We start from the raw sequence: 19,272 nt of genomic DNA on the forward strand, positions 1-19,272 counted from the left end.
CCCTGGCGTTCGCGCCGGGCTCAGGAGGTGACGCGTACGCCATCCGCATCCCGACTCGCAGACGGGCGCCCGTGCGGCGCGGTGCACGGCGTTCCGCGCCGGTGCGCGCGCCGGTCAGGGCGTGGCGTCGAGGTGGCCTGTGTCGTTCCAGCGTTCGAGGGCCGGGCCGCCGTACGCGGTGGTGAGGGCGCACAGGGCCGCGGGGTCGAGGCGCAGGCGGGCGGCGAAGGACACGTCCTCGCCGAGCCAGCGGGCGGCGATGGCGCGCGAGATGTGGCCGTGGGCGAAGACGACGGTGTCGCGGTCGGTGGACCTGGCCCAGGCGACGACGGCGTCGGCGCGTGCGGCGAGCTGGGCGAGGGTCTCGCCGCCGGTCACGCCGTCGCGCCAGATGAGCCAGCCGGGGCCGCGTCGCTCGGTGATCTGGGCGGGGGTGAGGCCCTCCTCGTCGCCGTAGTCCCATTCGCGAAGCGCGTCCCAGTCGGTGGCGCGTTCGCCGAATCCGGCCAGTTCGCAGGTCTCGTGGGCGCGGGAGAGCGGGCTGGTGCGGATCTCGGCGTCGGGGAGCCCGTGCCAGGGGGCGCCGTGGAGGCGCTGTCCGAGGGCCTTGGCCTGGGCACGGCCTTCGTCCAGGAGGGGGACATCGGTGTGTCCGGTGTGCCGTCCGGAGACCGACCAGGCCGTCCGTCCGTGTCGGACCAGCACGAGGCGCGCCGCCATGACCATCCTTCCGTTTGTCACATCGGTCACTCATCATCTCGCAAGCAACCGAAGGGGTCTCCCCTGACGTCTGTTCCAGAGCCCTTCGGCTTACGGTTGTCCTGGATTCGCCTGCTCGTGGGCGGGCTCAGCCACTGCCGCAGACGACGCGACGTGAAGAAGTGCACCCCGGGGAACTTGGAGTAGGAGCGTATGTGTCGAGACCGGCCACGCTGGTGGACCGAGCTGCTGCTGCTCGTCGTCGTCTACGGCGCGTACTCCGGTGCGCGGCTGCTGGCGCGCGGGGACGTGAGCACGGCGGTGGACAACGGGCTCGCGATCCTGCGGTTGGAGCGCGCGCTGTGGCTGCACCCCGAGGTGCCTTTGAACGAGTTGTTCACGCAGGAGGCGTGGCTGGGCGTGCCGTCGTCGTTCGCGTACGCCTCGCTGCACTACATCGTGACGCCCGCGGTGCTGGTGTGGCTGTTCCGCCGTAGGCCGCTGCACTACCGGCTGATGCGCACCTGGCTGCTGGCCTCCACGATGCTCGGCCTGATCGGCTTCACGCTGCTGCCGACCTGCCCGCCGCGGCTGCTGCCCGGGGGCGAGGGGTTCGTGGACAGTCTGGCCCAGTACAGCAACTACGGGTGGTGGGCGAACGACGCGAGCGCCCCGAGCGGGATGGGTGACTTCACGAACCAGTTCGCGGCGATGCCGAGCCTGCACGTGGGCTGGTCGCTGTGGTGCGGGGTGGCGCTGTGGCACTACGGGTCGCGTTCGTTGTGGATCAAGTCCGCCGCGCTGGGGTACCCGCTGATGACCACGATGGTCGTGATGGGTACGGCGAACCACTACTTCATGGACGCGGTCGCGGGCGTGCTGGTGATGACCGCGGGTCTGCTGCTGGCGCGCCCGATGCTGCGGCTGACGCACCGGCTGCGGGAGCGGTTCGGCGGGGTGCGGCCGGTGCCGGGGACGGAGCACGACAGCCTGCCGTCCGGGCGGCTCGTGGCGGGCGGCACGTCCCGTCCCCGGGATGACCGGGCGGTGGCGCGGCACAATGGACCGGCGCGCGAGCCCGCCGCTCCGCCGTCCTGACGGGCGTCGGCGGGCCGGTGCGGTGCCGGATCGGGGCCGGGTGAGGCCGACCGCCGCCCCGGCCGCCGTCCCCTCCCCCGCCGTCCGTCCAGAAGGAGAGCCTCCATGTCCGAGTCAGGCCCGGTTCCCGAGCCGTCGTCCGGCCGTCCGCCGCAGTACCGCAGGCCGGCCGCGCTGTTCTTCGACCCTCCGTCGGGGCAGGCGGAGGACGAGCACTTCTTCGCACTGGAGACCCTGACCGACCCGTCGCAGCTCCTGGAGCGGGCGACGGAGCTGGCGGTCGCGTTCCAGGCGGCGGCCGACCGGGCCGTGGAGTTCCAGGCGACGGCGGCGGCGCAGCTGGCCGATCCGCGGCGGTTCGACAGCCTCTCGGCGGCGGCCGTGGCGGAGCGCGCGGGCTGGACCGAGGACTACGCCGTCAGGATGATCGAGTACGGCCGTGAGCTGGAGCGGCGGCGTCCCTAGCCGATTTTTCTTCCACGCGATCCTGGTGCTAGAGTCTGAGACGTCAGCAGGCGCCGCTAGCTCAGTTGGTTAGAGCAGCTGACTCTTAATCAGCGGGTCCGGGGTTCGAGTCCCTGGCGGCGCACCTGATGGGAATCCCCCTCACCTCCGGGTGAGGGGGATTCTCTGCTTTGTGGATACGGGGTTCACGGGCCGGAAGCCGCGGTGGCGTGCCCGGTTCCCGCGCCGCGCCGCCCTACGGGGAATGCCCCGGGCGGAAGAGAGAATTCCGCGCCCGGTATTCCGGGGGATTTCCCACGGCTGTTCCCGTGGCCGGGCGGAGACGGGGCCGGAAAAGAACACCGGGCGGGGGAGGCAGATGTTCGGATCGGCGGACAACACCGCCCGGGGACCCTACGCTTCGGTGCATGACAGCACCAGAAACCGATCCGATCGCCGAACTGTCCGGTCACATCGAGGCGACTCTCGCCGCCCTGGCCGCCATGCCCGACGCGATCGCGCGCGAACGGGCCGCGCGGCGCCTCGTGGACGAGGTGATACCGAACGCCACCCGCAGACTCGCCGCCGTACGCAGGGAAGTGGTCGTCGGCTTACGCGACGAGCGGTACAAACTCCGCGAGATAGGCGAGATGCTGGGACTTTCCGTGTCACGGGTCAATCAGATCGCCCGGGGCAACAAGTGAGTCAGTCCGCGCGTTTCGGCGCCGGGATTCCGGTGGCGGCGACGAGGACGGCATAACGCTCCCGGAAATCCCGCTGCAACACGGCGAATCCGGCGCGGTCGTCCGCGACCTGGAGGGGATGCCAGATGACGACGGCCTCGGCCGTCCCGTCCCTGAGGTGCCGACCGGCGGAACGCCAGCCCTCGCGCTCCTTCAACGGCAGGTCCGGGGTGCTCTCGACGATGGTGTCCACGACGTCCCACGCCCGCGTCCTGGCGTACTCGGCGCAGGTCCTGGCGTGGCGGGCCGCCGTCCTGGCGTCCCGCTCGCAGACGTAGACGATCGTCCCCGGCGGGCCGTGACGGCACGGCTCGCCGTTCCTGAAGCAGTGGTCGTAGTGGATCTGCGACACGGCGCCCCCTCCGGGACCGGGCGGTTCTCCCCGCATTATGGCGCCGCCCGGCTCCGCGTACCTCCCACTCCGCGAGCTCGCTCTGATGTGCTGACGCGGGGGGTGGTTCAGTCCCGCGTGACCTTGATGTCCCAGCCTCCGGTGGCGGTGCGCTCGCCGACCTCGATCCGCACGCCCGCGTCCTCGTCGTAGTAGCTCTCGCCCGTCTCCAGCGGGGCGTCGGCCAGCCGCGGGTGCACGGAGCCCGCGTGGCAGGCGCTGGTGCCCGGATGGCCGTCCAGGACCTCCACGGGCCCCTCGGCGGACGCGACGTCGCTGCGGACGCGGTACAGGAGGACGCCACGGGTGCAGCTGGTCGCGTCGTTGCCGGTCGGCGTCCGCGCCTCCGCGACGAGCGCCTCGGCCGGGCCTGTGCGGACGACGGCGAGCCGGACGTCGGAGCCGGGCGGGGCCGCCGCCAGCGGGGCGCCGAGCGGTTGCAGCGTGTGATGGCTGGCGCCCGTGGTGCGGACGCAGGCGACATGGCCCGAGTTCAGCCAGCCCAGCTTCCACTTGTGCCAGCCGAACAGCTCGGGCGAGAGGCCGAACTGGCTGCCCATCAGGTCCCAGTCCCCCACATGGGTGTCCCAGTCACCGAAACCGTCCTCCGGCCGGTCGTACAGATCCGGCAGATCGAACACGTGGGCGGTTTCGTGGGCGAGCACATTGCGGTCCGGCGGGCGGCGTTCGAACACGGTCACGATCCGGCGGATCTCGGCCTCGCCGACGGTCACCGGGCTGTCGAAGTTGACCACCTTGGTGGCGTCGGAGTCCACGCCGGGGGCGTCCGGGTCGGCGACGAGGTAGACGAGGTCGTACGCCGCCAGATCGGCGCGTGAGGACACCGCGGCCAGCGCGTCGCCCAGGTAGGCGGACCGTTTCTCCGGCTCCCAGTCGCGCTGTATCCCGTACGCGCCCGACCGCTCCGGCATCTCGATCCACTCGCCGACCACGGTCTCGCGAAGGTCGAGCCGACCATAGGAAGCGGTGTCGAAGTAGTCGGAAGTCGCCGGGAAGTAGTCACGGGCGATCCGTTCCGGTGTCGTCCTGGGCTCGGCGTCCGGGAAGGACAGGAAGAACATCGCGGCCCGCAGCGTGCCGACCGGGCGCGGGTACTCCTCGTTCCAGCTGGCCACGCCCTCGGAGTGGTGCACCCCTGAACGCGGCAGGCTGCACGGCTCGTCGGCGACCGCGTCGGGGCCTGGCCCCGAGGTCAGCGTGGTACCCAGGAGAGCGGCCAGGACCGTGAGGACGGCCGCCGGGCGGCGGTGGGGACGGCGCACTTCGACCTCCCGTGCGGGCCGTAGGGGACACCGCCACCACTCTGTTCAGATTTGCCGGGGAATGACCTGTTTCACTAGGCCGCCCGAGTCATGGGCAATACGATTACCGTGCGTATTGTTCAATCGAGAACGATCGGGTCCGCCCACCGCCCGAGCAGAAACGGTCAGCTAATCGAAACCTCGGCGGGCGCGGACCGCGCGGCGACCAAGACAGGCGGCCGAAGCACTGGCTCCACCCGCTTCCCAGCCTCTATGATCGCCACATTTCCAGCGCGGATGCGCCGGCGGACGGGCGGGGCGCGGCCGACGGCGGCATCCACCAGGCGACCAGTGCCCTCCGGGAGCGATCGGTGAACGGACCCCCCCAAGGACCGGGCCAAGACCCCGGAGGCGGCCTCGGCCGGGGCCCGTCCCCGTTCACGGAGAGTAATATCCACCGTGATTACCAGGCCGCCTTCCGGATCGCCCAGCTGCCGATGGCGCTGGTTGGCAGATCGGGGCATATCGTCTCGGCGAACCCGGCCTTCGGCCTGCTCCTCGGCGTCGAGCCGACGTCGCTGGCCGGGCTGCGGGCCGACTCGGTGACCGGCCTCGGGCTCGACGGCCGCACGCGCGGCTCGTACCACGCCGTGCTGCGCGGGCTGAGCGAGCGCATGCGCTGCACGCGGCGCCTCAAGCACGCCGACGGGCACACGCTGTGGGCCGAGGTCACCGTGCTGCCCATCGAGCGCAGCGACTCGGCGGCCCTGCTGACCGTCCAGGACATCAGCGAGCGGCGCGACCTCCAGGAGCGCCTGCGGCACATCGAGATGCACGACCCGGTGACGCGGCTGCCCAACCGGGCCCTGTTCTTCGAGCGCCTGACCGCCGCCCTCGCCGAGTCGGCGACCGGCCGCATCGGGCTGTGCTACCTCGACCTCGACGGGTTCAAGGCCGTGAACGACACCCTCGGCCACCGCGTCGGCGACCAGCTCCTCGGCGCCGCCGCCCAGCGGCTCGCGCACTGCGCGACCGGCGCGGGCGGCCACCTGGTGGCGCGGCTCGGCGGGGACGAGTTCGCCGTCCTGGTCGAGGCGTCGAGCGGCACGGAGCAGCTGACCGGCCTGGCGGAGGGCATGCTGACGGCGCTCCAGCGGCCGTTCGACCTGGCGGGGCAGCGGCTGGCGGTCTCGGCGAGCATCGGCGTGGTCGAACGGGAGTCGGCCGGGACGACGGCGACCGGCCTCATGCAGGCCGCCGACACGACGCTGTACTGGGCGAAGGCGGACGGCAAGGCCCGCTGGACGCTCTTCGACCCCGAGCGCAACGCGCACCGCATGACCCGGCAGTCCCTGTCCTCGACGCTGCGCCCGGCCGTGGAGCGCGGCGAGTTCCGGCTGGAGTACCAGCCGATCGTCGGACTGGCGGACGACGTGGTGCGGGGCGCGGAGGCGCTGGTGCGCTGGCAGCATCCGCAGTTCGGTCGGCTCGGCCCCGACAAGTTCGTCGGGCTCGCCGAGGAGAACGGGGCGATCGTCCCGCTGGGCCGCTGGGTGCTGAACGAGGCGTGCCGCCAGGCGCGGCGCTGGCAGACGGAGGCGCCGGGGCCGCCGCTGTTCGTGAGCGTGAACGTGGCGGTGCGGCAGGTGTGGGACTCGGACCTGGTGAGCGACGTGGCGGCGGCGCTGCGCGACTCGGGGCTGCCGTCGGGGCTGCTCCAGCTGGAGCTGACCGAGTCGGCCGTCATGGGGTCGGCGGGACGGCCGCTCCAGGCGTTGCAGGCGCTCTCCGACATGGGGGTGCGGATCGCGATCGACGACTTCGGCACCGGTTACTCGAACCTCGCCTACCTCAGCAGGCTGCCGGTGCGCGCGCTGAAGCTGGACGGCACGTTCGTGCGGGGCTTCAGGACGGCGCGGCACCTGAACCCGGCGGACGAGACGATCGTGACGTCCCTCGTGCAGCTCGCGCACAAGCTGGGCCTCACGGTCACGGCGGAGTGCGTCGAGGGACCGGCGCAGGCGGAGCGGCTGCGGCGGATCGGCTGCGACACCGGCCAGGGGTGGCACTACGCCAAGCCGATGTCGGCCGACCATCTGACGACGATGCTGGCCGCGCGCGGCTGACGGCGCGGGGGCGGCGGGCGGCGTCCGTGCATGCGTGCGTGCGTCCGACGGAGCGGGACATGACGGGCTATGGACCGGCATGCCCGACTGCGGCCATACTCACGGGGCATGACGATCACGGCTGACCCGCTGACTCCCGACCGTTTCGACGCCCTGCTGACCGACGCGACCGTGCCCGTGGTGCACAGGGCGCTGTGGGCGCTGCTGTGGGAGACGGACATACGTGTCCTCGACCTGCTGGCCCTGGACGTGACGGACGCCGCGCCCGACGGGCGGCGTATAAGACCCGGTGCCCCGCCGCTGGGCCCGCGGGCCGCCGCGCTGCTGGCGGAGCTGGTGGGCGCCAGGGAGTCGGGGCCGTTGTTCGCGGTCGGGCGGGCGGCGGAGCGGCTGCTCACGTGGGAGGAGGCCGTGCGGGTCGCGACGGGGCGCGGGCTGGCGATCCACACGCTGCGGGCGACGGGGAAGGCGTACCGGCCGCGGGAGGACTGACGGCGGCGGCGTGACGGCAGCCGGGGGCGGTGGCGGGGGCGGTGGGCCCGCTCAGGCGAACAGGGACCCCATGGCGGGGCATCCGGCGGGCCGGTGGCCGAGGAGGCGGAGCCCTTCCCAGGCGGTGACCTGGTTGGCCGTCAGGACGGCCTTGCCGATCGCCGCCTCGAGATCGGGGAGCCAGGCGGCGGTGTGCAGGGCGGTGTCGGGCAGGAGCACGGCGTCGGCCGCCGGGTCGTCGCCCGCGCGGGTGAGGGCGAGCACGTCGTCGCGCCCCCAGGTGCCGACCTCGGCGGCCGTGATGACGCCGCTGCCGCGCAGCCCCACGACCTCGAAGCCCGCCGCGCGCAGGAAGGCGGCGAACAGGTCGGCGATGTCGTCGGGGTAGGTGGCGGCGATCGCGACCCGCCGGGCGCCCGCCGCGCGGGCGGCGTGGGCGAACGCGAAGGACGTGCTGGAGGCGGGTAGCCCGGCGCGCGCGGACAGCTGCTCGGCCTGCTCGCGCGCGCCCTCGTGGCCGTAGACGAAGCTGGCGCTGGTGCAGGCCCAGACGACGGCGCCGGGGGCGTGCGGGGTCAGTTCGCCGAGGGCGGCGGTCAGGCGATCGACGGAGCCCATCTCCAGGAGGGCGTCCACGCGGTGCGCGTCGGTGCCGATGTCGGTGTGGACGAGGGGCAGGCGGACGTCGGCTCCCGCCGCGCGCAGCAGGGCCTCCATGCGGGGGAAGTCGTCCTCGGCGGAGTGGCCGGGGTAAAGGAATCCTGCGGTCGCGGTCATCATGGGGCTCCGTTCCTGGTGGGGGCAGGGCGGGGGGTCAGCGGTCGTCGTCCGGCGGGGCGGGTTCCGCGGCGTCGCCGGGCGCCACGTCGGGGTCGGCGCCCGGGTCGGTGTCGGGTCCGGCGACGGGCGCGACGGCCACGGCGGGGATCTGCGGGGGGAGGGCGGGGAGCGCGGGCGGCAGGGAGGCGGGGCCGCGTCTGGCGGCCGGGTCGAGGAGCGCCTGGTAGGGGCCGACGGCCGACGTGCCGAGGGCGCGCAGGGCGGCCCAGACGGTGACCTGGTTGGCGGACAGGACGGGCATGCGCAGCTCGGCCTCCAGCTGCGGGATGACGTCGTACGTCGGCAGGTTGGTGCAGCTGATGAACAGGGCGTCGGGCCCGCCGTCCACGGCGCGGCGGGCCATGTCCACGACGTCGCGGTAGGGCACGCGCCAGATCTCGCGGGTGAGGCCGAGGTAGCTGCGTCCTGTGACCTCGATCCCGGCCTCGGCGAGGTAGTCCTCCAGGGCGTCCGTGACGGACTTGGTGTACGGGGTGACGACGGCGATGCGGCGGGCGTCGAGTTCGCGCAGGGCGTCGAGCAGGGCGCCGGAGGTGGTGACGGCGGGGATGCCTCCGGCCTGCGTCATGGCGGCGCTCATGGCGCGTTCCCCGGCGACGCCGCTGACGAAGCTGCCGGACGTGCAGGCGTAGGCGACGGCCTCGGGGGCGACGGCGTTCAGGGTGCCGACGGCGGCGCGCAGCGTCTCGTGCTCGCTGACCATGCGGGCGAGGTCGAGGGAGACCTCGACGGGGACGAACGGCGTGCGGGTGAGGTGCAGCGAGACGTGGTCGGGCACCCAGCGCCACAGTTCTCGGTCGAGCGCGAAGTCGAACGGCGCGACGACCCCGACGCCGCGCTGCGGCTGCGGCCCGCCCAGGAAGGAGACATCCATACGTGAACCCCGATTCGGCAAACGGAGGGGCGGTGCTGATGGAGGAATGCTGTTGTGGGGGGCGACGCCGGTGCTTCCGGGGTGGTGGCCGGAAGGGGCCCGCGTTGACGAAGGTAGATCTGGTTCCTACCGTGGTCAATCCTCGGATTCCACCCAAACAGGCACGCGTTTCGGAACGGTTTCTCCTCCATGTCACCTGCGGCGCAGCTCCTTCACCCCGGTCACACGCCTCGTCTGGTCGTGCTGGACGACGACCCGCCTCCCCGGCTCGGGCGGCTCGGCGGGCGCGCCGACGTCGTGCACGTGCGGGGGGTGGAGGCGCTGGCGCGTGAGCTGCCGGGCGCGGACGTCCTGCTCGTGTGGGACTTCCTGTCGGACGCGGTGCGCGACGCGTGGCCGGACGGCGGGCCGCGCCCCGGCTGGGTGCACACGGCGAGCGCGGGGGTGGACCGGCTGCTGTTCCCGGGCCTGGTGGGCTCGGACACGGTGGTGACGAACGCGCGGGGCGTGTTCGACCAGCCGATCGCGGAGTACGTCGCGGGGCTGGTGCTGGCGATGGCGAAGGACCTCTACGGGAGCTGGGACCTCCAGCGGGAGCGGCGCTGGCGGCACCGGGAGACGATGAAGGTCGCCGGGAGCAGGGCCGTCGTCGTCGGGGCGGGCCCGATCGGGCGGCGGATCGGGGCGCTGCTGGGTGCGCTCGGCGTCTCCGTCGAGCTGGTGGGGCGTGGGGCGCGGCCGGGGGTGCGGGGGGCGGAGGAGTTGCACGGGCTGCTGGGTGGGGCGGACTGGGTGGTGTGCGCGGCGCCGCTGACGGAGGCGACGCGCGGCATGTTCGACGCGGCGGCGTTCGCGCGGATGCGGCCCGGTGCGCGTTTCGTGAACGTCGGGCGGGGTCAGCACGTGGTGGAGGAGGATCTGGCCGCGGCCCTGTCGGCGGGGCGGCTGGCGGGGGCGGCGCTCGACGTCTTCGCGGAAGAGCCGCTGGCGCCCGGCAGTCCGCTGTGGTCGGCTCCCGGGCTGGTCGTGTCGCCGCACATGAGCGGGGACACGGTGGGCTGGCGTGACGACCTGGGTGAGCAGTTCCTGGACAACTTCGACCGCTGGCAGGCGGGCGAGCCGCTGCGCAACGTGGTGGACAAGCGGCTCGGCTACGTGCCGTCCGACCGCACGGAGGACTGATGACGGATCTCACCGCGCTGGGCGCTGCCCGGCTGACCGCGGGGTACGCGGCGCGTGACCTCTCGCCGGTGGAGGTGGCGCTGGCTGTGCTGGACCGGGCGGAGGCGGCGCAGCGGGCGGTGAACGCGTTCGTGCTGCTGGACCGGGAAGGGGCGCTGGCGGAGGCGCGGGCGTCGGAGCGGCGGTGGGGGCGTGGGGAGCCGAGGGGGCCGCTGGACGGGGTGCCGGTGACGGTGAAGGACATCCTGCTGCAGCGCGGGGCGCCGACGCGGCGCGGGTCGGCGGCGGTCCCGGCGGGCGGCGGGCCGTGGGAGGAGGACGCCCCGGCGGTGGCGCGGCTGCGGGAGTCGGGGGTGGTGTTCGTGGGGAAGACGACGACGCCCGAGTTCGGGTGGAAGGGCGTGACGGATTCGCCGCTGTCGGGCGTGACGGGTAATCCGTACGACGCGGGGCGGACGGCTGGCGGGTCGAGCGGGGGCAGTGCGGCGGCCGTAGCGCTGGGCGCGGGGCCTTTGAGCCTGGGTACGGACGGTGGGGGGTCGGTGCGTATCCCGGCGTCGTTCTGCGGGATCTTCGCGCTGAAGCCGACGTACGGGCGGGTGCCGCTGTATCCGGCGAGTGCGTTCGGGACGCTGGCGCATGTGGGGCCGATGACGCGGGACGTGGTGGACGCGGCGCTGCTGATGGACGTGATCGCGCGGCCGGACGCGCGGGACTGGTCGCAGCTGGCGCCGCTGACGGGGGGTTTCCGCGGCGCGCTGGTGGGTGGGGCGGCGCGGGTGCGGGGTCTGCGCGTGGCGTACTCGCCGACGTTGTGGCCGGGGGGTGCGGGGGTGCCGGTGGCGCCCGCCGTGGCGGAGGCGGTGCGGCGTGCGGTGGGGCGGCTGGCGGAGCTGGGTGCGGAGGTGACGGAGACGGACCCGGCGCTGCCGCCGCTGGACGAGCTGCGGGAGGCGTTCCACGTGCTGTGGTTCAGCGGCGCGGCGCGCGTGACGCAGGGTCTGGACGACGCGGCGGTGGCGGCGCTGGACCCGGGGCTGGCCGAGGTGCGGGAGCGGGGCGGGGCGTACGGGGCGCTGGACTACCTGGCGGCGGTGGACGTGCGGATGGCGGCCGGGCGGGCGATGGGCGGCTTCCACGAGCGGTTCGACGTGCTGGTGACGCCGACGATGCCGCTGACGGCGTTCGGTGCGGGCCGTGAGGGGCCGGAGGGGTCCGGGCTGACGCGGTGGACGGAGTGGACGCCGTTCACGTACCCGTTCAACATGACGCAGCAGCCCGCCGCGTCCCTGCCGTGCGGCGTGGACGGCGACGGGCTGCCGGTGGGGCTCCAGGTGGTGGCGGCGCGGCACGCGGACGCGACGGTCCTGCGGGTGGCGCACGCGCTGTACGAGGCGGGGGTCGCCGCGCTGCCCGCGCCGGGGGCCGTCAGGCCCGGCGGAAGCTGAGCGTCTCGCCGATGGCGCCCGCGCGCCACAGGTCCTGGCAGGCGTCGGCCATGCGGTCGAGGCCGTCCACGACGGCGCCCCAGACGATGCCGGGGACCCAGCCCGCGTCGCCGTTGATCAGGAGGTTGTTGCGCTCGTAGAAGAGCGCGAGATCGACGACGGTGGCGCGGCCACGGTGGGCGGCGCCCGTGCCGTAGCCGTAGGAGGCGGTGCCGAGCTGGGTGTCGGTGAAGGTGAAGTAGCACAGGTCGCCGGGGATGGGGGTGACCGTGGGGTTCTCCAGCGGCGGTTCCTCGGCGGCGAAGGCGGGGAACAGGGCGTAGATCTCGTTGCGCGCGTACTTGGCGTGGTAGACGTCGCCGCCGAGGGGGAGCGCGTCCCAGACGGCGGCGCAGGTGAGCGGGGCGCGGTCGGTGAGCAGGCGGGCGGTGCAGCTCACGCCGCGCCGGTCGAGCGAGACGGTGACGAAGCGTTCCTGGGCTGCGGTCGGGTCGTGGTCGGCCATGGCGGGAGCCTCCTGGTGCTGCCGGGGCGTACGGTCGCTGCGGTCCTGGTGGTCGGGGTGGTCGGGGTGGGTCGTGAGGCGCTGTCCAGGACGCCTTCCCCGGACGTCCGAAATGAGTCCGCATGGAACGTGTGGGACGGGGTAGCCGCGCCGCCATGGCTCCACCAGCGAGAACAATACGGACATATAACAGGAGACAGGGCGGTATCAGTCGGCGCTCGCTTCTGGCGGGCGTCGCGGCATTCGGTGCCCTGGGCGCCGCCGGGTGCACCCGGGTCGCGGCCGAGGGCACCGTCGAGGGCGGTGACCTGCTCGACCGGCTGCGGGAGCGCGGCGAGGTCAAGGTCGGCATCGCGAACGAGCCGCCGTTCGGCTACGTGGACGACGACGGCGAGCCCACCGGCGAGGCGCCGGAGGTGGCGAAGGTCCTCTTCGGGCGCCTGGGCGTCGAGCGGATCACGCCGGTCCCGGTCGATTTCAGCGCGCTGATCCCCGGCCTCAAGGCGCAGCAGTTCGACGTCGTGTCGGCCGGGATGACGATCAACCCGCCGCGCTGCGAGCAGGTGCTGTTCGCCGACCCCGACTTCCTCATGCTCGACGCGTTCATCGTGGCGCCGGGCAACCCGAGGAACATCACCACCTACGACGACATCGCCGAGCAGGGCCTCACGATGGCGACCGGCCAGGCGTACGCGCAGATCGGCTACGCCGCGGCGGCCGGGATCCCGGGCAGCAAGGTCCTGATCCTGCCGGACCAGGTCGCCGGGCTCGACGCCGTGGCGCAGGGCCGCGTGGACGCGTTCGCCGGGACGAACGTGACGGTCACCGGCGTCACCGAGGGCAGCGACCGCGCCGAGGCGAGCGAGCCGTTCCAGCCCATGGTGGACGGCGAACCGGCGCTCGGCGCGGGCGGTTTCGCGTTCCGGCTCACGGAGCGGAACCTGCGCGACGCGTTCAACGAGGAGCTGCACCGCATCAAGGACAGCGGCGAGCTGCTGGAGATCGTGCGCCCCTTCGGCTTCACCGAGGCGGAGATGACCGACCTCACGGCCGAGGAGCTGTGCCGATGATGACCTCGGGGATGTTCACGAACTACTTCCTGCCCGGGATCTGGATCACGGTCCAGGTGACCGTCTACAGCGCACTGCTGGCCGCCGCCGTGGCGTTCCTGGTGGGCACGCTGCGGACGTCGCGGCTGTGGATCGTCCGTTTCCTCGCCGGGTGCTACTTCGAGATCTTCCGCGGCATGTCCGCGCTGGTCTTCATGTTCTTCCTGGTGTTCTCGCTGCCGCTCATGCTGCGCTGGCAGCTCGTGCCGATGTGGGCGGGCGTCCTGGCGCTCGGCCTGACGTACGGCGCGTACGGGTCGGAGATCGTACGGGGCGCGCTGGCCGCCGTACCGGTGGCTCAGCGCGAGGCGGGGGTCGCGCTCGGGTTCAGCCGGTCGCAGCGGCTGCGACGCGTCGAGATCCCACAGGCGTGGCCCGAGATGGTGCCGCCGTTCAACAACCTGCTGATCGAACTGCTGAAGGGGACCGCGCTGGTCTCGGTGATCATGGTGTCCGACGTGACGTTCGCCGCGAACCTGGTGCGCTTCGCGAACAACGAGAGCGCGCCCGTCTACACGCTGCTGCTCGTCGTCTACTTCGCGATGGCGTTCGTCCTGACCCGCGGCATGCGCCTGCTGGAGCGGCGCGCCAAGGCGGGCGTCGGGCAGGAGCAGCCGCGCGGCGGCCTGCTGCGCCGGGGGCTCCACGAGGACGCGGGTGAGGGCGCCGGCGCGCTGACGGCGGGGGGTGCGGCCCGATGAACTGGGACTGGGACGTCGTCGGCGACTACATGCCGAGGTTCTGGGACGGGGTGCAGCTGACGCTCCAGGCGCTGGTGCTCGGCAGCCTGATCGCGTTCGGCCTCGGCCTCGTGTGGGCCATCGCGCAGCGCTCGCCGTACCGGTGGGTGCGCTGGCCGGTGAGCGCGGTCACGGAGTTCATCCGCAGCACGCCGCTGCTCGTGCAGCTGTTCTTCCTGTTCTACGTGGTGCCGGAGTGGGGGCCTTCGATGTCCCCGCTGACGACCGGGATCGTCGGTCTCGGCCTGCACTACTCGACGTACACGGCCGAGGTGTACCGCGCGGGCATCGGCGGCGTGCCGCAGGGCCAGTGGGAGGCGGCGACCGCCCTCAGCCTGCCGCGCGTGCGGACCTGGCTGGCGGTCATCCTGCCGCAGGCGATCCGCCGGGTCGTCCCTGCGCTCGGCAACTACGTCATCGCGATGCTGAAGGACTCCCCGATGATCGCCATCATCGGGGCGCTCGACATGTTCGGAGAGGCCAGGAGCTTCAGCAACGAGACCTTCACCAGCGAGGCGTACGTCGTGGTCGGCGTCGCCTTCGTCGTCATCGCCTATCCGGCCTCTGTGCTCATCCGACTTCTGGAGCGTCGTCTTGTCCTCACCAGCTGACACACCCGAGATCCCCCCGACCGTCACCGACCCGCCGGAGCCCGCCGTCGTCACGGCGGCGGAGAGCCGCGCGGCGGGCACGGAGCTGGTCAGGTTCGACAAGGTCACCAAGCGCTTCGGCGGGACGACCGTCCTCGACCAGCTCGACTTCTCCGTCGCGGCGGGCAAGCACGTCACGCTCATCGGCCCCTCGGGCTCGGGCAAGACGACGATCCTGCGCCTGCTGATGACGCTGCTGCGGCCCGACGAGGGCACGATCCGCGTGGACGGCGCGCTGCTGACCCACGAGGAGCGGAACGGGCGCCTCGTCAAGGCGGGCGACCGCCATGTCCGCGAGGTGCGCAAGAAGATCGGCATGGTCTTCCAGCAGTTCAACCTCTTCCCGAACATGCGGGTGTTGCGCAACGTGATGGAGGCGCCCGTGCACGTGCTGGGCCTCTCCAAGGACGAGGCGGAGCAGCGGGCCAGGGACCTGATAGAGCTGGTCGGCCTGTCCGAGCAGCTCGACAAGTACCCGAGCCAGCTGTCAGGCGGCCAGCAGCAGCGCGTGGCGATCGCCCGCGCGCTGGCGATGCGTCCGCAGGTGCTGCTGCTCGACGAGGTGACGTCCGCGCTGGACCCCGAACTGGTCGCCGGTGTGCTGGACGTGCTGCGGGACATCGCGCACAGCACGGACATCACGATGCTGTGCGTCACGCACGAGATGACGTTCGCCCGGGACATCTCGGACGCCGTTCTCATGTTCGACAAGGGGAAGATCGTGGAGTCGGGTCCGCCGGACAAGATCTTCAGCGACCCGGAGGAGAGCAGGACACGGGAGTTCCTGAGCACCGTGCTGTGACCTCTCCCCCGCGCGCCCGCCCTCGCGCGCAGGCGGCGAACGGCCGGAACCGGCACGTCCGGACGGCCGTTCGTCGCTACGCTGGAGTTCCGCCGCTCACCGGACCGGCGCTGTCAGGAGGCGAACGTGGCGATCACGTGCGGGCGGACCACGCCGTTCCACTCCGTGCGGCACGCGATGCGGCTGCTGGAGACGATAGCCGTCCACCCGGACGGCCTGCGCGAGGACGAACTCGCGGCCATGACGGGCCTGCCGCCCGCCCGGCTGACCCAACTGCTGCGGCTCCTCGACCGCGACGAGTACGTGCGGCGCCTGCCCGACGGCGGGTACGTGCCGGGTGACGCCCTCGTGCGGCTCGGCGGCAGCGGCGAGAGCGGGCGGCTGGAGCGGCAGCAGAAGCTGCAACAGGCCCTGGACGCGCTGCGCGACGCGGTCGGCGCGGCGGTCTACCTCGGCCGGTACACGGACGGCGAGCTGGAGGTGACCCACACCTCGCAGGCCCCGGCGCTGCCGACCGTCAACGAGTGGGTGGACTTCAGGTCGGCCGCCCACGCGACCGCGATCGGCAAGTGCCTGCTGGGCCAGCTCGACCACGACGGGCGCCGCGACCACCTGGCGCGCCACAAGGCGGCCCGGCTGACGTCGCGCACCATCACGGACCCGCGCGTCCTGCTGAGCGCCCTGGACAGGCAGCCCGCGACGATGCCGGTCCTCGACATCCAGGAGTACGCCGTCGGCACGCTGTGCGCGGCCGTGCCGCTGACGGCGGGCTCGGCCGTGGGCTGTCTCGCCCTGTCCCTGCCCGTCGGGCAGGCGCACCGGCTGCGCAAGGCGGCCGAGGCGCTGAACCGGCAGGCGGCGCCGACGCTGCTGTCGCTCACCGTGTGAGGACGTGCAGCCGGGGTGTCCGCCCGCCGGACTCGCGGCTGTCCAGGCGCATCTCGGGCCCCTCGTCGTCCTGGGCCAGCGCGAGCGTGACGTACGCCTCGCCGCGCGCGGCGGCGTCGCGTACGGCGCCGGTGACGTCGAGGCCCGTCCAGTCGGGGTAGGTCGTGAGCAGGCCCTCGCCGAGCGGCGCGGCGGGGGCGGGCGCGGTGTCCCAGGTGAGGCGCCGTTCGCCCCAGCGGGCCCCGGGCGCCGTCGCGTGGGCGCGCAGCGGGTGGTGCAGCAGGTCGGAGGCGCGGCTGTCCGGGTCCTTGGGGATCGCGCCGTACACCCACAGCACGGCGCGCTCGGGGCGGGCGCCGCCCGGCAGGCGGAAGCGGAGGTACGCGCGCCGGGTGTCGTCCGCGGCGGCGGCCCGGCGCACCGTCAGGACGTCGCCCCGCCCGTCGTTCAGCCCGGCGTGGGCGCCGCCGCGCACCGTCGCGTCGGCGTCGGGGGGCAGGGACGTCAGGCGCGCGGGGCGTGCCGGTGTTCCCGTGGCGGAGAAGGCGGCGGTGAGGCCGGCGCCCCGTGTGCCGCCCGTGGCCGCGTGCAGCCGCAGCCCGCCCCGGCCGGTGGCCAGGACGGTGAGGCCCGGGTCGGCGGCGAGCGTGCGGCGGCCGTCCGCGATCCGCAGGGTGACCGCAGGGACGGACCTGGACGGGTCGGCGACCGCCACGCGCAGCGTCCCCGCCGCGTCCTCGGCGAGCAGCACGGCGCACGGGCCGTCCGCCGTGATCCCGGCGGCGGAACCGGCGGTGAAGAAGACGGCAGCCGTGACCTGCCCGGCCCTGAACGCGTGCGCCTCCCGGTCCAGCCGCAGGACCTCCACGCCAGGCGCGGCCGCCCGCGCGGCGGTCGTGGCGGCGGTGGCGCCGGGCAGCAGCAGGTCGGCGAACGCGGCGTCGGCCGGTTCTTCGCCGTGGTCGTGCCACAGCGTCAGGTAGCGCCGCGTCAGCCGGGCCGTGGGGCCGCCCTGCCTGATGTCGGCCCACGCGCCCTCGCGGTCCTCGCGGAGGCTGCGCAGGCGGCAGGAGGCGGCGGTGTGCAGGAAGACGTGGCCGCCCGTGCCCGCGAGGTGTGCCCAGCGTGCGCCGGGGTGGGCGCGCGTCACGCCGGGGGTGTCGGGCTGGGCGGCGCCGTCCACGGTGAACGCGCCGGGCCGCTGCCGGTGTTGGACGACGGACTCGACGCGCCGTCCGCCGGTCGCCGTGATGCCGGATCCTGCGGTGAGCACGGCGTCGTCCAGGAACAGCCAGGAGCGGCGGGCGCGCAGCGGCGAGTCCGTGCCGCGCAGGTCGCAGCCCGCGAGGGCCGTGTCGCCGAGCCGCACGGAGCCTGACCAGCGGGTGCCGGACAGCGGCACGTGGTCGTTGTCGCCGCCGGCGCCGACGGGGAGGGGGGCGGTGTCCACGGTGATGCCCGCGAGGCGTTTGGGGTCGCAGGTGGGCCAGTAGGCGTCCGTGTACGGGTACGGGTCGGCGCCCTCGCCGTCCACGTACAGGAGGGAGGCGCCGTCGCCCGTGTGCCAGCCGTGGGCGTTCTCGCCGTTCATGTACTCGTAGCGGGCGACGCGGTCGGAGTTGAGCGAGAGGCAGTACGTCCAGCCGGGGCGGCGGTGCACGTACCGCTCCATGCCGTCGTAGCCGAAGTGGCCGAGGGGGCCGTCCGCCGGGACGACAGAGTCGTCACCGAGCACGGTAGCGGCGGTGGCGACCTGGGCGGGAGACCGGACGGCGAGATCGCGCCATGTGTTGTGCGCCAGCGCGTACTTGGCGGTGGCGCGCAGCCGGGCCGCCTCGGGGGGCGGCAGGGCGTCGGCCAGCAGGAGGAGGTCGAGCGCCAGCCGGAAGCCGTCGTCCGCGTCGGTCGCGGTGTGCCGGGCGATCGCACGGCCGCGCACCGCGTCGAGCGTCAGCCCGTGGTGGGTGAGCGGGACGAACGTGCGGTCCACCGCCTCGGCCGTCAGCCGCCGTTCGGGCGCGCCGACGTCCCAGGCCGTCCCGGCGAGCAGCCGCATCAGCTCGGCCATGCCCCGGAGCAGGACCTCGCCGTACGTCCCCGGGTAGGCGACCGACGTGTGCATGAGGAACGAACCGTCCGCGTGGAAGCCGTCGCCCAGCGGCACCGGGTCGAGCACCCCGGACAGCGCGGCGGCGGCCGACGTGAGCCGCCCGTCGTCGCCGCCGAGGGCGCCCCTGACGGCGACGACGCGGCACAGGTCCACGCGGTTGGCGCCGGTGGACTCCAGCTCGCCGCGCAGCATCCGGCGCGGGTCGGGCACGAAGTGATCGACGGCGGCGAGGAGTCCGGCCGCCGTCGCGGCGTCCGTGGCGGGGCCGAGGAGGGCGAGCGCGTCGGTGAGGGCGCGGGGCGTGCCGATCTCCCAGTCCCACCAGTTGCCGTACTGCGCCTGGCCCGCGTGGTAGCGGGCGCGCCACAGGACGCGGCAGCCGGAGGCGGTGCGGGCGGCGGCATCGGCGTTCCCGTACCACTGCCCGCCGGGGGTGGCGGTGGCGAGGGCGAGGGAGCGCAGGCGGTCGGCGGCGGCCGTGACGTTCGCGGACAGCGCCGGGGTCTCGTCCAGGGGCAGGTCGGGCCAGGGCGAGGGGGCGTCCTCGTCGATCACGAGCCCGGCCAGCCGTCCGGCCGCCACCGCGTCATGGGCGGCGACGGCGCGGGCGTACGCGTCGGCGTACGGGCCCTGCGGCGCGCCGGGCCCGACGAGCACGGCCCGCCAGCGCGCGAGCAGTTCGCCGTACGTGTCGCCGTCCCCGCCGGTACGGGCACGCGCGGACGCGCCGCTCCCGAGCCCCGTACCGGCGGCCAGGCCGAGGCCGCCCGCGAGGACCGTGCGCCGTCTCATCCGCACCACTCCTGACCGTCCGTCAGCAGGCGTCTACCCGCCGCCAGGGGCGTTCAGCCGCGCGCCGGATAGGCTCC

General features: G+C 73.7%; 19 protein-coding genes and 1 tRNA gene. 13 read left to right on the forward strand and 7 right to left on the reverse strand.

Features of this window, described 5'->3' with window-relative positions; genetic code table 11:
• Positions 1-114: 114 nt before the first annotated feature.
• Positions 115-720: a histidine phosphatase family protein gene (locus IF27_RS06065; RefSeq protein ID WP_052848455.1), complete on the reverse strand. Its 606-nt coding sequence runs from the start codon at positions 718-720 to the stop codon at positions 115-117.
• A 192-nt stretch (positions 721-912) separates the two neighbouring features.
• Here IF27_RS06065 and IF27_RS06070 point away from each other — a divergent pair, with 192 nt between their 5' ends.
• The 4 genes from IF27_RS06070 (at position 913) to IF27_RS06085 (ending at position 2,945) form a co-directional block, all read left to right on the forward strand.
• A complete protein-coding gene (locus IF27_RS06070) occupies positions 913-1,797 on the forward strand; it encodes a phosphatase PAP2 family protein (RefSeq protein ID WP_110945584.1) in 885 nt (294 codons plus the stop codon).
• Between the two features lie 105 nt (positions 1,798-1,902).
• Positions 1,903-2,262 carry a hypothetical protein gene (locus IF27_RS06075; protein WP_052848304.1) on the forward strand — a complete coding sequence of 120 codons (360 nt, stop codon included), beginning with the start codon at positions 1,903-1,905 and terminating at the stop codon, positions 2,260-2,262.
• Positions 2,263-2,312: 50 nt separating this feature from the next.
• Positions 2,313-2,386, forward strand: a tRNA-Lys gene (locus IF27_RS06080).
• A 283-nt stretch (positions 2,387-2,669) separates the two neighbouring features.
• Positions 2,670-2,945, forward strand: a complete 276-nt coding sequence (locus tag IF27_RS06085; protein ID WP_052848305.1) for a sigma factor-like helix-turn-helix DNA-binding protein — start codon at positions 2,670-2,672, stop codon at positions 2,943-2,945.
• A gap of 1 nt (position 2,946) precedes the next feature.
• Here the strand turns inward: IF27_RS06085 and IF27_RS06090 are convergent, their stop codons facing one another.
• Both IF27_RS06090 and IF27_RS06095 read right to left on the reverse strand, forming a co-directional pair.
• The gene (locus IF27_RS06090; protein WP_052848306.1) at positions 2,947-3,336 is read right to left on the reverse strand and encodes a hypothetical protein; all 390 of its coding nucleotides are present in this window, start codon (positions 3,334-3,336) and stop codon (positions 2,947-2,949) included.
• 107 nt (positions 3,337-3,443) lie between these two features.
• On the reverse strand, positions 3,444-4,658 hold the full coding sequence (locus IF27_RS06095; RefSeq protein ID WP_052848307.1) for a M6 family metalloprotease domain-containing protein: 1,215 nt from the start codon (positions 4,656-4,658) through the stop codon (positions 3,444-3,446).
• Positions 4,659-5,008: 350 nt separating this feature from the next.
• Here IF27_RS06095 and IF27_RS06100 point away from each other — a divergent pair, with 350 nt between their 5' ends.
• Complete coding sequence (locus IF27_RS06100) at positions 5,009-6,763, forward strand: putative bifunctional diguanylate cyclase/phosphodiesterase (RefSeq protein ID WP_420821979.1); 1,755 nt, start codon at positions 5,009-5,011, stop codon at positions 6,761-6,763.
• Positions 6,764-6,871: 108 nt separating this feature from the next.
• The gene (locus tag IF27_RS06105; RefSeq protein ID WP_052848308.1) at positions 6,872-7,255 is read left to right on the forward strand and encodes a hypothetical protein; all 384 of its coding nucleotides are present in this window, start codon (positions 6,872-6,874) and stop codon (positions 7,253-7,255) included.
• A gap of 51 nt (positions 7,256-7,306) precedes the next feature.
• Here IF27_RS06105 and IF27_RS06110 read toward each other — a convergent pair whose 3' ends face one another.
• Together IF27_RS06110 and IF27_RS06115 are read right to left on the reverse strand one after the other, a co-directional pair.
• A complete protein-coding gene (locus IF27_RS06110) occupies positions 7,307-8,032 on the reverse strand; it encodes a maleate cis-trans isomerase family protein (protein ID WP_052848457.1) in 726 nt (241 codons plus the stop codon).
• 37 nt (positions 8,033-8,069) lie between these two features.
• Positions 8,070-8,969 carry a maleate cis-trans isomerase family protein gene (locus tag IF27_RS06115; protein WP_052848309.1) on the reverse strand — a complete coding sequence of 300 codons (900 nt, stop codon included), beginning with the start codon at positions 8,967-8,969 and terminating at the stop codon, positions 8,070-8,072.
• A 189-nt stretch (positions 8,970-9,158) separates the two neighbouring features.
• Between IF27_RS06115 and IF27_RS06120 the strand changes: the two genes are divergently transcribed.
• Complete coding sequence (locus tag IF27_RS06120; RefSeq protein WP_052848310.1) at positions 9,159-10,151, forward strand: D-2-hydroxyacid dehydrogenase; 993 nt, start codon at positions 9,159-9,161, stop codon at positions 10,149-10,151.
• The gene (locus tag IF27_RS06125) at positions 10,151-11,599 is read left to right on the forward strand and encodes an amidase (RefSeq protein ID WP_052848311.1); all 1,449 of its coding nucleotides are present in this window, start codon (positions 10,151-10,153) and stop codon (positions 11,597-11,599) included. Before IF27_RS06120 ends, IF27_RS06125 begins: the two co-directional genes overlap by 1 nt.
• Here IF27_RS06125 and IF27_RS06130 read toward each other — a convergent pair.
• Positions 11,580-12,104: a DUF3830 family protein gene (locus tag IF27_RS06130; protein ID WP_052848312.1), complete on the reverse strand. Its 525-nt coding sequence runs from the start codon at positions 12,102-12,104 to the stop codon at positions 11,580-11,582. The two genes, IF27_RS06125 and IF27_RS06130, sit on opposite strands and share 20 nt — an antisense overlap.
• Before the next feature lie 155 nt (positions 12,105-12,259).
• Between IF27_RS06130 and ehuB the strand changes: the two genes are divergently transcribed.
• From ehuB to IF27_RS06155, 5 genes are all read left to right on the forward strand, one after another.
• On the forward strand, positions 12,260-13,174 hold the full coding sequence (ehuB, locus tag IF27_RS06135) for an ectoine/hydroxyectoine ABC transporter substrate-binding protein EhuB (protein ID WP_052848313.1): 915 nt from the start codon (positions 12,260-12,262) through the stop codon (positions 13,172-13,174).
• Positions 13,171-13,914, forward strand: coding sequence for an ectoine/hydroxyectoine ABC transporter permease subunit EhuC (gene ehuC, locus IF27_RS06140; protein WP_052848314.1), 744 nt, complete (start codon positions 13,171-13,173; stop codon positions 13,912-13,914). Before ehuB ends, ehuC begins: the two co-directional genes overlap by 4 nt.
• Positions 13,911-14,564: an ectoine/hydroxyectoine ABC transporter permease subunit EhuD gene (ehuD, locus tag IF27_RS06145; protein ID WP_052848315.1), complete on the forward strand. Its 654-nt coding sequence runs from the start codon at positions 13,911-13,913 to the stop codon at positions 14,562-14,564. Before ehuC ends, ehuD begins: the two co-directional genes overlap by 4 nt.
• A gap of 85 nt (positions 14,565-14,649) precedes the next feature.
• Entirely contained in the window at positions 14,650-15,405 is a 756-nt protein-coding gene (gene ehuA, locus IF27_RS06150) for an ectoine/hydroxyectoine ABC transporter ATP-binding protein EhuA (protein ID WP_052848458.1), read from the forward strand.
• A 126-nt stretch (positions 15,406-15,531) separates the two neighbouring features.
• A complete protein-coding gene (locus IF27_RS06155; RefSeq protein WP_052848316.1) occupies positions 15,532-16,293 on the forward strand; it encodes an IclR family transcriptional regulator in 762 nt (253 codons plus the stop codon).
• Here IF27_RS06155 and IF27_RS06160 read toward each other — a convergent pair.
• Positions 16,283-19,195 carry a polysaccharide lyase family 8 super-sandwich domain-containing protein gene (locus IF27_RS06160; protein ID WP_052848317.1) on the reverse strand — a complete coding sequence of 971 codons (2,913 nt, stop codon included), beginning with the start codon at positions 19,193-19,195 and terminating at the stop codon, positions 16,283-16,285. The two genes, IF27_RS06155 and IF27_RS06160, sit on opposite strands and share 11 nt — an antisense overlap.
• Between the last annotated feature and the right edge of the window lie 77 nt (positions 19,196-19,272).

This window comes from Streptomyces avicenniae (assembly GCF_000719135.1).
Classification (GTDB): Bacteria; Actinomycetota; Actinomycetes; order Streptomycetales; family Streptomycetaceae; genus Streptomyces; species Streptomyces avicenniae.

Coding starts and splice junctions, on each gene's coding strand:
- IF27_RS06075 (WP_052848304.1), top strand. CDS start 1,903: ATGTCCGAGTCAGGCCCGGTTCCCGAGCCGTCGTCCGGCCGTCCGCCG.
- IF27_RS06160 (WP_052848317.1), bottom strand. CDS start 19,195: ATGAGACGGCGCACGGTCCTCGCGGGCGGCCTCGGCCTGGCCGCCGGT.
- IF27_RS06065 (WP_052848455.1), bottom strand. CDS start 720: ATGGCGGCGCGCCTCGTGCTGGTCCGACACGGACGGACGGCCTGGTCG.
- ehuB (WP_052848313.1), top strand. CDS start 12,260: ATGGCTCCACCAGCGAGAACAATACGGACATATAACAGGAGACAGGGC.
- IF27_RS06070 (WP_110945584.1), top strand. CDS start 913: ATGTGTCGAGACCGGCCACGCTGGTGGACCGAGCTGCTGCTGCTCGTC.
- IF27_RS06125 (WP_052848311.1), top strand. CDS start 10,151: ATGACGGATCTCACCGCGCTGGGCGCTGCCCGGCTGACCGCGGGGTAC.
- IF27_RS06105 (WP_052848308.1), top strand. CDS start 6,872: ATGACGATCACGGCTGACCCGCTGACTCCCGACCGTTTCGACGCCCTG.
- IF27_RS06120 (WP_052848310.1), top strand. CDS start 9,159: ATGTCACCTGCGGCGCAGCTCCTTCACCCCGGTCACACGCCTCGTCTG.
- IF27_RS06085 (WP_052848305.1), top strand. CDS start 2,670: ATGACAGCACCAGAAACCGATCCGATCGCCGAACTGTCCGGTCACATC.
- ehuD (WP_052848315.1), top strand. CDS start 13,911: ATGAACTGGGACTGGGACGTCGTCGGCGACTACATGCCGAGGTTCTGG.
- IF27_RS06115 (WP_052848309.1), bottom strand. CDS start 8,969: ATGGATGTCTCCTTCCTGGGCGGGCCGCAGCCGCAGCGCGGCGTCGGG.
- IF27_RS06110 (WP_052848457.1), bottom strand. CDS start 8,032: ATGACCGCGACCGCAGGATTCCTTTACCCCGGCCACTCCGCCGAGGAC.
- IF27_RS06130 (WP_052848312.1), bottom strand. CDS start 12,104: ATGGCCGACCACGACCCGACCGCAGCCCAGGAACGCTTCGTCACCGTC.
- ehuC (WP_052848314.1), top strand. CDS start 13,171: ATGATGACCTCGGGGATGTTCACGAACTACTTCCTGCCCGGGATCTGG.